Source organism: Escherichia sp. E4736 (genome assembly GCF_005781225.1).
Classification (GTDB): domain Bacteria; phylum Pseudomonadota; class Gammaproteobacteria; order Enterobacterales; family Enterobacteriaceae; genus Escherichia.
Map to the genome: position 1 here is coordinate 17,290 of NZ_VATT01000021.1, position 11,370 is coordinate 28,659.

At 53.7% G+C, this 11,370-nt stretch carries 9 protein-coding genes and 1 pseudogene; 4 read left to right on the forward strand and 6 right to left on the reverse strand.

The window, feature by feature from the left end; genetic code table 11:
• Nucleotides 1-2: 2 nt before the first annotated feature.
• On the forward strand, nucleotides 3-1,643 hold the full coding sequence (pgm, locus tag FEK46_RS15755) for a phosphoglucomutase (alpha-D-glucose-1,6-bisphosphate-dependent) (protein WP_001295675.1): 1,641 nt from the start codon (nucleotides 3-5) through the stop codon (nucleotides 1,641-1,643).
• A 163-nt stretch (nucleotides 1,644-1,806) separates the two neighbouring features.
• On the opposite strand, the gene kdpE is transcribed toward pgm, so the two are convergent.
• Genes kdpE through kdpF form a run of 6 tightly spaced genes read right to left on the reverse strand, consistent with a single transcriptional unit; the run spans nucleotide 1,807 to nucleotide 9,572 of the window.
• The gene (gene kdpE / locus FEK46_RS15760; protein ID WP_130209834.1) at nucleotides 1,807-2,484 is read right to left on the reverse strand and encodes a two-component system response regulator KdpE; all 678 of its coding nucleotides are present in this window, start codon (nucleotides 2,482-2,484) and stop codon (nucleotides 1,807-1,809) included.
• Entirely contained in the window at nucleotides 2,481-5,165 is a 2,685-nt protein-coding gene (gene kdpD / locus FEK46_RS15765) for a two-component system sensor histidine kinase KdpD (protein ID WP_135559937.1), read from the reverse strand. Before kdpD ends, kdpE begins: the two co-directional genes overlap by 4 nt.
• The gene (kdpC, locus tag FEK46_RS15770; RefSeq protein WP_130260218.1) at nucleotides 5,158-5,730 is read right to left on the reverse strand and encodes a K(+)-transporting ATPase subunit C; all 573 of its coding nucleotides are present in this window, start codon (nucleotides 5,728-5,730) and stop codon (nucleotides 5,158-5,160) included. The genes kdpD and kdpC overlap by 8 nt, the downstream gene beginning before the upstream one ends.
• Nucleotides 5,731-5,738: 8 nt before the next feature.
• A complete protein-coding gene (kdpB, locus tag FEK46_RS15775) occupies nucleotides 5,739-7,787 on the reverse strand; it encodes a potassium-transporting ATPase subunit KdpB (protein WP_135559936.1) in 2,049 nt (682 codons plus the stop codon).
• A gap of 22 nt (nucleotides 7,788-7,809) precedes the next feature.
• A complete protein-coding gene (kdpA, locus tag FEK46_RS15780; protein ID WP_135559935.1) occupies nucleotides 7,810-9,483 on the reverse strand; it encodes a potassium-transporting ATPase subunit KdpA in 1,674 nt (557 codons plus the stop codon).
• Nucleotides 9,483-9,572, reverse strand: coding sequence for a K(+)-transporting ATPase subunit F (kdpF, locus tag FEK46_RS15785; protein WP_001365534.1), 90 nt, complete (start codon nucleotides 9,570-9,572; stop codon nucleotides 9,483-9,485). Before kdpF ends, kdpA begins: the two co-directional genes overlap by 1 nt.
• Before the next feature lie 312 nt (nucleotides 9,573-9,884).
• Here kdpF and FEK46_RS15790 point away from each other — a divergent pair, with 312 nt between their 5' ends.
• From FEK46_RS15790 to FEK46_RS15800, 3 genes and pseudogenes are all read left to right on the forward strand, one after another.
• The gene (locus FEK46_RS15790) at nucleotides 9,885-10,091 is read left to right on the forward strand and encodes a YbfA family protein (RefSeq protein WP_000424924.1); all 207 of its coding nucleotides are present in this window, start codon (nucleotides 9,885-9,887) and stop codon (nucleotides 10,089-10,091) included.
• Between the two features lie 811 nt (nucleotides 10,092-10,902).
• A pseudogene (locus FEK46_RS15795) lies at nucleotides 10,903-11,103 on the forward strand (hypothetical protein); the annotation flags it as partial.
• 18 nt (nucleotides 11,104-11,121) lie between these two features.
• Nucleotides 11,122-11,370 (forward strand): hypothetical protein (locus FEK46_RS15800; RefSeq protein ID WP_138194698.1); only part of this gene is annotated, 249 nt, incomplete at its 3' end.

An 11,370-nucleotide genomic window follows, 5' to 3' on the forward strand; every position in this document is an offset into this window, starting at 1 on the left:
CAATGGCAATCCACAATCGTGCAGGCCAACCTGCACAGCAGAGTGATTTGATAAACGTCGCCCAACTGACGGCGCAATATTATGTACTGAAACCAGAAGCAGGGAATGCGGAGCACGCGGTGAAATTCGGTACTTCCGGTCACCGTGGCAGTGCAGCGCGCCATAGCTTTAACGAGCCGCATATTCTGGCTATTGCTCAGGCGATTGCCGAAGAACGGGCGAAAAACGGCATCACTGGTCCTTGCTATGTGGGTAAAGATACTCACGCCCTGTCCGAACCTGCGTTTATTTCTGTACTGGAAGTGCTGGCAGCGAACGGGGTAGACGTTATTGTGCAGGAAAACAATGGCTTCACTCCGACACCTGCCGTCTCTAATGCCATTCTGGTTCACAATAAAAAAGGTGGACCGCTGGCAGATGGTATTGTGATTACGCCGTCCCATAACCCGCCGGAAGACGGTGGTATCAAGTACAACCCGCCAAATGGTGGTCCGGCAGATACCAACGTCACTAAAGTGGTGGAAGACAGGGCCAACGCGCTGATGGCCGATGGCCTGAAAGGCGTGAAGCGTATCTCCCTCGACGAAGCGATGGCATCTGGTCATGTGAAAGAGCAAGATCTTGTGCAACCGTTCGTAGAAGGTCTGGCCGATATCGTTGATATGGCAGCGATTCAGAAAGCTGGCCTGACGCTGGGTGTTGATCCGTTGGGCGGTTCCGGTATCGAATACTGGAAGCGCATTGGCGAGTATTACAACCTCAACCTGACCATTGTTAACGATCAGGTCGATCAAACCTTCCGCTTTATGCACCTCGATAAAGACGGCGCAATCCGTATGGACTGTTCCTCCGAGTGTGCGATGGCGGGCCTGCTGGCGCTGCGTGATAAGTTTGATCTGGCGTTTGCCAATGACCCGGATTATGACCGTCACGGTATCGTCACTCCGGCTGGTTTGATGAACCCGAACCACTACCTGGCGGTGGCGATCAACTACCTGTTCCAGCATCGTCCGCAGTGGGGCAAAGATGTTGCCGTCGGTAAAACGCTGGTTTCATCTGCGATGATCGACCGTGTGGTCAATGACTTGGGCCGTAAGCTGGTAGAAGTGCCGGTAGGTTTCAAATGGTTTGTTGATGGTCTGTTTGATGGCAGCTTCGGCTTTGGCGGCGAAGAGAGTGCAGGCGCTTCCTTCCTGCGTTTCGACGGCACGCCGTGGTCCACCGATAAAGACGGCATCATTATGTGTCTGCTGGCGGCGGAAATCACTGCTGTCACCGGTAAGAACCCGCAGGAACACTACAACGAATTGGCAAAACGCTTTGGTGCGCCGAGCTACAACCGTTTGCAGGCAGCTGCGACTTCCGCACAAAAAGCGGCATTGTCTAAGCTGTCTCCGGAAATGGTGAGCGCCAGCACCCTGGCAGGCGACCCGATCACAGCGCGCTTGACCGCAGCGCCTGGCAACGGTGCTTCTATCGGCGGCCTGAAAGTGATGACTGACAACGGCTGGTTCGCCGCGCGTCCGTCAGGCACGGAAGACGCATACAAGATCTACTGTGAAAGCTTCCTCGGTGAAGAACATCGCAAGCAGATCGAGAAAGAAGCGGTTGAGATTGTTAGCGAAGTTCTGAAAAACGCGTAATCACATTAAATAAGAAAAAGGGCGGTAGGAAGATCGCCCTTTTTTACTTATGACTGCCTGATGCGCTACGCTTATCAGGCCTACGAGGATGGTGCAATATATTGAATTTGCGCGATTTTGTAGGCCATATAAAGCGTTTACGCCGCATCCGGAAATTCAGCCCCTAAAGCATAAACCGATACCCAATCCCGGTTTCAGTAATAAAATGGCGGGGCCGGGCCGGATCTTGCTCCAGTTTTTGTCGCAGATGCCCCATATAAATACGCAAATAGTGGCTGTGTTCGACCGCGTTTGGTCCCCACACCTGGTTGAGTAACTGGCGCTGGGTGAGCACTTTTCCGGCATTGTTGAGCAGCACGGCCAGCAGACGGAACTCAATAGGCGTGAGATGTACTTCTTCCTCACCACGGTGAATCACGCGGGCGGCTAAATCGACGGTAACATCGGAAAATTTCACCACTGGCTCGGGCGCGGTGGTAGCTGAGTGGCGGCGTAACGCGACACGCAGACGGGCCTGCAATTCGCCAATGCCAAACGGCTTACTCAGATAATCATCCGCTCCGGCATCCAGCGCGGCGATTTTGTCGCTCTCTTCGCTACGTGCGGAAAGCACAATCACCGGCACCGCGCTCCACTGGCGCAGGTCGCGGATAAACTCAATTCCATCGCCATCGGGCAGGCCGAGATCGAGAATAATCAAATCTGGCTTACGAGTCGCCGCTTCCAGCAGCCCCCGTTGCAGCGTTTCGGCTTCAAAGACGCGCATACCGTCGCCCTCCAGCGCCGTGCGCAGAAAGCGACGAATAGCCTGTTCATCTTCAACAATCAGAACGTTTGTCACATATCCTCATGAAATTCTTCAAGTTCAGGGGCAGTTTGCTGGGGAAGTGTAACACGAAAACAAGCACCACCTTCCGGTCGGTTGAACGCGGTAATGGTGCCGCCGTGTACATCCACAATCGCCCGACAAATTGCCAGTCCAAGCCCTACACCTGGTACCGCCGACTCTTTATTCCCGCGAGCAAACTTATCGAAAATCGTCTGCTCCTGGCCTGGTGGAAGACCGGGGCCGTTATCCCAGACATCCAGTTGTAGATTTTCGCCCTCAACGTGGGCATCAATACCAATTTCGGCCTGCGCACCCGCGTATTTCACCGCGTTCTCCAGCAGATTAATCAGCACCCGTTCAAAGAGTGGCCCGTCAACGTGGATTAAGGTCAGCGGTTCTGGCAGAGAAAGATTGATGGGCGACGATAAACCTGGTTCCAGCATTTGCAGCGCACTGCCGACCACTTCTTCCAGCGTTAACCACTCTTTCTTCAAATTAAAACCGCCGGACTGAATTCGCGCCATATCCAGTAGATTATTCACCAGTCGGGTAGTGTTCAGCACATGCTGACGAATCTCGCTAGCCTGGCGGGCGTGGGGCGATCCTTCGCTTGCCAGATCGAGCGTTAAGATTTCTGCCTGACCGAACAGCACCGTAAGCGGAGTGCGTAAATCATGCGAAAGCGCCGCCAGCAGGGCGTTGCGGATCTGTTCACGTTCGCTTGCCATCCGCGCCTGTTCTTCGCTGGCGGTCAGCGTCAGCCGCTCAAGCGCATTGGCGACTAACAGCGTAAACGTCTCCAGCAGGCGCTGCTGTTCCGGGATCATCAACTGGCGCAGATTCCCCGGTTCCACCACCACCAGTCCGTAGGTTTTCTCGCCGCTTTTTAACGGCAAAATCTGGTACGGTACGCCGGATAACGTGTCAGTGCCCGCGCCCGCGGGCAGGCCCTTATCAAAACTCCACTGCGCGATGGCATCGTCCCACGGCGTCATTCCTTGCGGATGTGTTAACGGCTGCAATTTACCGTTGTCATCGGGCAACAACACCTGACTGCGGGCATGAAACGTGGAGGCAATAAATTGTTCGCTGGTGGCGGCGATGTCCTGCGGACTGCGGCCCACAGCCAGAGCTTTGGACATTTCATATAAGTGCCGTGTGCGTTGCTCGCGGTAACGGGCTACCCGCGCCTGATAACGCACGCCAGCAGTAAGGTTCCCGATCACCAGCCCAACGGTTAACATCACCGCGAAGGTCAGCAGATATTGCACATCAGAGACGGCGAGCGTGCCGCGTGGGGCGATAAAAAAGAGATCAAAACTCACCACATTAATGACGGTGGCAACCACCGAAGGCCAGCGTCCATAAAATAGCGCCACCACCACCACGCCAAGCAGATACAGCATCACCAGGTTGGCGGCATCAAACGTCATCAGCCACTGCATGGCAATTAAGGTGATAACGGCGCATAACGCGGCGGCAACCACGCATCCCTGAATCTGTACCCGCCACTTGTCTTTAAAAGAGCGGCTATCCGGCGCGTTGTTAATCGTGCGGGCGGGTGGCTCATCAAGTGCGACCAGAACCTGATCGAGATCGGGGGCGATGCGCGCCAGTCGGTCAGCAAACGTTTCCCGACGCCACCAGCGGCGCGAGGCCGGGCGACCGAGAATAATCTTGCCGAGATTATGTTCACGGGCATAACGCACTACCGCTTTTTCTTCCGCTGGATCAGAGAGTGTTGCCGTCTCTGCGCCCAGCTCCTGCGCCAGACGTAAGGCGCTGAGAATTGCCCGACGTTTTTTCTCCGGTAAGCGGTGCAGGGCAGGGGTTTCAACATACACCGCGTGCCAGACGCTTCCCAGCCGTGACGCCAGCCGCGCCGCCGCGCGGACCAGTTTTTCGCTGCCGGTGTTATGCCCGATGCATAAAAGGATCGCGTCGCGCGTGTGCCAGACTTTCTCTTCGCCAGGATGCCCCCGCCAGGCGCGCATTTGTTCATCTACGCGATCGGCAGTACGGCGCAGTGCCAGCTCGCGCAGGGCGATTAGATTGCCTTTGCGGAAAAAATGTTCAATGGCGCGCTCCGCCTGCCCGGCAATATAGACTTTGCCTTCTTTCAGCCGCTGGCGCAGATCGTCCGGGGGCAAGTCCACCAGAACCACGTCGTCGGCGGCATCGAAAAAAGGATCGGGCACGGTTTCCCGTACCTGAATTCCGGTGACGCCGCTGACCACATCATTCAGACTTTCCAGATGCTGAACGTTGACGGTTGTGAAAACATCAATGCCGGCTTCCAGCAGCTCTTCGATATCCTGCCAGCGTTTAGGATGACGGGAACCTGGCGCATTACTGTGCGCCAGTTCGTCCATTAAGATCAGCGCCGGACGGCGGGCGAGGGCGGCATCGAGATCAAACTCGCTGATATGCCGCCCACGGTACGCCTGGCGTTTTAACGGCAGAACAGCCAGCCCTTCCAGCATTGCGGCGGTATCTTTCCGCCCGTGGGTTTCTACCACGCCAACCACAATATCCAGCCCTTGCGCCCGCAGTCGCTGGGCTTCTGCCAGCATCGCCCAGGTCTTCCCAACGCCAGCACAGGCACCGAAGAAAACTTTCAGCTTCCCCCGATGCGGCGCGGCAGTTTGTTCCAGCAGACGATCGGGGTCGGGACGTAAGGGTTCGTTATTCATCAAGCTTATCCAGTGCCAGATTGAGTTCGACAATGTTGACGACCGGCTGGCCGATATATTTCACCAGCGGTTGTTGGCTGTATTTTGCGATCAGCTGAGTGAGCTGTTCAACGCTGAGATTACGCGCTTTCGCGATACGTGGGATCTGCCAGGCCGCCGCTTGCGGGGTGATGTTATTGTCCAGCCCGCTTGCCGACGCCGTCACCAGTTCAACCGGAACGTTCGTGCTGGCATCCGGGTTAGCGGCCCGTAATGCAGCAACGCGTGTGGCTATCTGTTTATCCAGCTCCGGGTTACTGACTGCCAGATTGCTCCCGCCAGAAGCCTGTGGATTATAGGGCATTTCTGCCGTTGCCGACGGGCGACCCTGAAAATAGCCGTTGCCGGTAAAATTCTGCCCGATTAATGCCGAGCCACGCACCATATCACCTTCACGGATCAACGAACCGTTGGCCTGCCAGGGAAACCACCATTGCCCCAGCGCGGTGGTCAGCAGCGGGTAAACGCCGCCAGTAATCAATAACAGAAAGATAAATGTCGATAATCCCGGACGTAATCCACGCATGGTAAACCTCACACCAGACCGCAAACGGTCAGCAGTAAATCAATGACTTTGATACCAATAAACGGCACCAGCAGCCCACCCAAACCGTAAATCCATAAGTTACGGCGCAACATGGCAGAAGCGGTAAGCGGTTTATAACTCACGCCTTTTAACGCCAGGGGAATCAAAAAGACGATAATCAAGGCGTTGAAAATGACCGCACTGAGAATGGCAGAGTCGGGCGAATGCAGGCGCATGATATTCAGCGCATTTAACTGCGGATACGTTGCCGCGAACGCCGCCGGAATAATGGCGAAGTATTTCGCCACATCGTTGGCAATGCTGAAGGTGGTCAGCGAGCCACGGGTCATCAGCATCTGTTTGCCAATATGCACCACCTCGATCAACTTGGTCGGGTTGGAGTCGAGATCCACCATATTGCCCGCTTCTTTCGCCGCCTGAGTACCGGAGTTCATCGCCACCGCGACATCTGCCTGCGCCAGCGCCGGAGCATCGTTGGTGCCGTCGCCGGTCATCGCCACCAAACGACCTTCCGCCTGATACTGACGAATTAACGCCAGCTTGGCCTCCGGTGTCGCTTCGGCGAGGAAATCATCGACGCCCGCTTCCGCAGCAATGGCGGCGGCAGTCAGACGGTTATCTCCGGTAATCATCACTGTTTTAATGCCCATTTGGCGCAGTTGCGCGAAACGCTCTTTAATGCCGCCTTTGACGATATCTTTCAGCGCAATAACGCCCAGCACACGAGCACCTTCCACCACCACCAGCGGCGTGGCTCCCTGACGCGCAACCTGATCGACTTTTTGATCAACATCGGCAGGGAAGTGACCGCCGTTAGCCTCAACATGGCGGCGAATGGCATCGACAGAACCTTTACGGATCATGCGGTTGTCGATGTTGATCCCGCTCATCCGGCTTTGCGCAGTAAACGGTACAAAGGTGGCATGGAGCGACTGCACATCGCGCTCGCGCAGGTTAAAACGCTGCTTGGCGAGGATCACAATACTGCGGCCTTCCGGCGTTTCATCAGCCAGCGAAGCCAGTTGTGCGGCATCGGCCAGCGTTTTTTTCTCTACGCCCTGCGCGGGGATAAACTCCGATGCCTGACGGTTACCCAGTGTGATGGTGCCGGTTTTATCCAGCAGCAGGACGTCAACGTCACCTGCCGCTTCAACTGCACGCCCGCTGGTGGCAATCACATTTGCGCCCAGCATCCGACTCATTCCGGCGACGCCGATCGCTGACAACAGGCCGCCAATAGTGGTTGGGATCAGACAGACCAGCAGCGCTACCAGTACCGTAACACTGACTGCATTACCGCCCCACGCGGAAAACGGCCACAGCGTGGCGGTTGCCAGTAAAAAGACGATAGTCAGGGCAATCAGCAGAATGGTCAGGGCAATCTCGTTCGGCGTTTTACGTCGCTGTGCGCCTTCCACCATCGCGATCATCCGATCCAGAAATGTCTCGCCGGGGTTAACGCTGCACTCAATCACCAGCCAGTCAGAAAGAATACGCGTGCCGCCGGTGACGGAGGCAAAATCACCGCCAGATTCACGGATCACCGGTGCCGATTCCCCGGTGATGGCGCTTTCATCGACCGATGCGCCCCCTTCAATGACTTCACCATCGCAGGGGATAATATCGCCTGCTTCTACTAGCACGATATCGCCTTTACGCAGTTGATCGGCGGGAACTTTGTCCGCCGCAGCGCCATATTTCGGCTCACGCAGCTTGCGGGCAAAGGCAGTTTTTTTCACCCCTTTCAGACTGTTGGCCTGCGCTTTACTGCGGCCTTCAGCCAGCGCCTCGGCGAAATTAGCGAACAGTACGGTGACCCACAGCCAGCCGCTAATTGCCGCGCTAAACAGCGCATTGCCAGGCATCGCGCCGCTTGCCATCGCGATGCTAATACAGGTGGTCAGCAAACTGCCGATCCAGACGATAAACATCACCGGATTGCGCCATTGCGCCTGCGGGTTTAATTTTTTCACCGCTTCTTTCAGCGCCTGAACGACAAGTGTTGGTTCGAATAGCGCCAGTTGTTTACGACTCATATTCAGTGCTCACTCAATATCATCAGGAGAGATATTCCGCCACCGGACCAAGCGCTAGGGCAGGGATAAAGGTCAGTGCGCCAACCAGCAACACGGTGCCGATTAATAGTCCAACAAACAGCGGGCCGTGCGTTGGCAGCGTGCCGGAGCTGGCGGGTTGGCTCTTTTTACTCACCAGCGAACCGGCAATTGCCATCACCGGGATAATCACCCCGAAGCGACCGACAAACATGCACAACGCCAGCAAACAGTTCCAGAACGGAGAGTTGGCGCTTAATCCGGCAAAGGCGCTGCCGTTGTTGTTAGCGGCGGATGACACGGCGTACAGCACTTCGCTAAAACCATGCGGGCCAGGGTTGAGCATGGCGCTACGTCCGGCGTCGGTTATCATTGCCAGCGCCGCGCCCATCAGCACCAGCGTCGGGGTGACCAGAATCGCCAGCGCGGTCAATTTCATCTCGCGTACGTCGATTTTTTTACCCAGATATTCCGGTGTACGACCAATCATCAGTCCGGCAATAAACACCGCCAGCAGGACAAACAGCATCATGCCGTAAAGGCCAGAACCGACACCGCCGAATACCACTTCACCAATTTGCATCAACCACATCGGCACCATGCCACCGAGAGCGGTAAACGAATCATGCATCGCAATCACCGCGCCACAGGAAGCCGCCGTAGTCACGACCGCAAACAGGCTACTGACCAGCACGCCGAAACGGCTCTCTTTACCTTCCATATTGATGCTGCTGTCCGCGCCCAGTGCCAGCAGATGAGGATTACCCTGAACTTCTGCCCACATCACCACGCCTACGCAGATGACAAAAATCACCGACATCGCCCACAGCAACATGCGCCCCTGACGGCGATCGCCCGCCACTTCACCAAAGGCAAAACACAGTGCTGTTGGGATCAAAAAGATCGCCAGCATCTGCACGAAGTTGGTCAGTGCGGTTGGGTTTTCAAACGGATGCGACGAGTTGGCATTAAAGAAGCCACCGCCGTTAGTACCGAGCATCTTGATCGCTTCCTGAGAAGCCACCGGACCCATTGGTAACAGCTGTTGTGCTCCTTCAATGGTCGTCACGGCCTGATAAGGCTGAAAGTTTTGCAACGCACCTTGTTGAATAAAAAACAGTGCGATCAACAACGCCACAGGGGCTAACACCCATAACGTGATGCGTAGCAGATCGACCCAGGCATTCCCGAGTGTGCTCATGCTCTGGCGGGTAAACGCGCGGATAAGGGCAAAAATCACCGCAATCCCGCTGGCGGCAGAAAGAAAGTTTTGCACCGTTAAGCCCGCCATCTGGCTGAAATAGCTCAACGTGGTTTCACCGCTATAAGATTGCCAGTTGGTGTTAGTGACAAAGCTGACGGCGGTATTCAGCGCCAGATCCCACGACAGCCCCGGCAGCTGCTGTGGATTAAGTGGCAGATAGTGCTGGCCGAGCAATATAAAAAACAGCACCGCCAGCCCCAGCATGTTCAGGCCGAGAATAGCACAGAGATACTGCTTCCAGTTCATCTCACGGTCAGAGACGCCAAGTACACGAAAGAGTACGCGTTCAACGCCCGCTGTACCGGGAAGAGGAATATCATTAATCAGCCGCGCCAGCCCGCTGCCTAAAGGGCGCGCCAGCACCATTAACACCAGTAAAAATGTGGCGATCAGTAAGAACCCTTGCGCAGCCATCAGAACGCCTCCGCATTGATCAGGGCATAAACCAGATAACCCAGTAATAAAAACACCAGCAACACGCCGGCTATCACGCCTGCACTCACAGTGCACCTCCAGTGGCCTAAAAGTGATACCGGAAGGGTAGAATTCTGGCTGCAAAGATTTCGCAAAAATCTGCGGACGGGGTGTAAAAAAAGTATAAAAATGGCAAAAGCCATGACTTAACTAATGTTTAGTATTAATTTAACCTTTATGTAACTTAATTACATGGTGAATGTAAATAAACCATCAATAAGCAAAAATAAGTGGTCGGATGAGTAGCAAAATTACACAAAAGGCGGTACTATTTTCATCAGATAAACAAATTCATTTTTCCGGTGCCATTCACCGGGTAGATACAAAAGGGGGAGAAAAGTATGGAACTCTACAGAGAATATCCTGCATGGCTTATCTTTTTACGCCGTACTTATGCGGTTGCAGCGGGCGTTCTGGCGCTGCCTTTCATGCTTTTCTGGAAAGACCGCGCCCGCTTTTACAGCTATCTGCATCGCGTCTGGTCGAAAACCAGCGATAAACCGGTGTGGATGGATCAGGCCGAAAAGGCAACCGGCGATTTTTATTGATTGCCTGCGCGCTTAAGCCAGCCTCGTATCAGGGGGCTGGTTTAGGTGTTTTACATCAACGTCTTCCATGATAATTAACATGTAAGACGTTTCCATCGTGTTATTCATTTCATCACTGTTTTAGCATCAAGTTTCGATAGTATCCTTTCAAAGGACAAGCCAGGATGCGGTCACCTTCATTGTCGCTCTAAGCGACTAGATCATCAGAAATCTCTAGTTAGGTTGCATACTTCCTTACACACTTTCCTGAAACTTCAGGGTAAGGTGATAAAGTCGCCATCCCTTTTTCTAATTCCAGCATCTAAATAAATTCCGAATTTTGCTATTAGTATCGCTACCGCAATAAAAACAGATAGTAAAGAGAGTAATATATACTTTAGTGATATGTTAAGAATAATTGATTGTTAACATATCTAATGGGATAAGATATGTTGCTGTTAATGAAAATATTCAAGATTTATTGTTGATAATTATAATACATCCGATATCTCAGCCCTTTCTATGCAAGATGCAATTTTATAAGCTGTCCATTTTTTATATGGAGGCGGTAGCGTGGATGTTACTCTTAATTTTATTGGTATGGTGAATATGTTGGAATTGTTAAATACATAGCTATGTATCCGTTCTGGGCGTTGTAAATATTGGTGATCGCTTAATATTATTAGTGATTATGGCTGGAAAGATAAAGTGTGCTGTAAAGCGGTGATGGGTATTACGTTCATGATTAAAAAAACAGAACCTGTCAATAAATAATTCATTTATTAAAACGGACTATTTCCATTATGACGGAATATTATCTCAATGGGACTGTTTAGAAATACAGAGCCAGTTTCTCCGGGGTAACGAGCATGTATACCAGTGTCAGGTGGCATTTGTATTGCCGGGTGAGCGGGTCATGATGGCCTCCACCTACGCCAGAACCACACCGCTGACCCCGGCAGATATGACGCGCTGGGCTGAAATTAAAAAGAATCTGCGCTTCAGGATACGGCAGGAAGCCAGAACGAATTAATCACACAGGGAACGGGACATGGAAGATGCATTCTGGGCGGCAAGACAGGGGGATGCCCTGCTGCATACGTCGTTTATGGCAGATGTGCTGGGGGCGGTGCTGGAGGTGGCCGCAAATGTCGTTATTGATGCCCTCATTGTCGGCGCAACCTCGTTACTGGCGGCGTCAGTGGGGGTCACGATGGGATGCACGGCCGTCGTGCTGACCGGTTTTGTGGTGGGTGTGGCGATGGTGTACACCGGCGTGACAGAAACGGTCAGCGAAGCC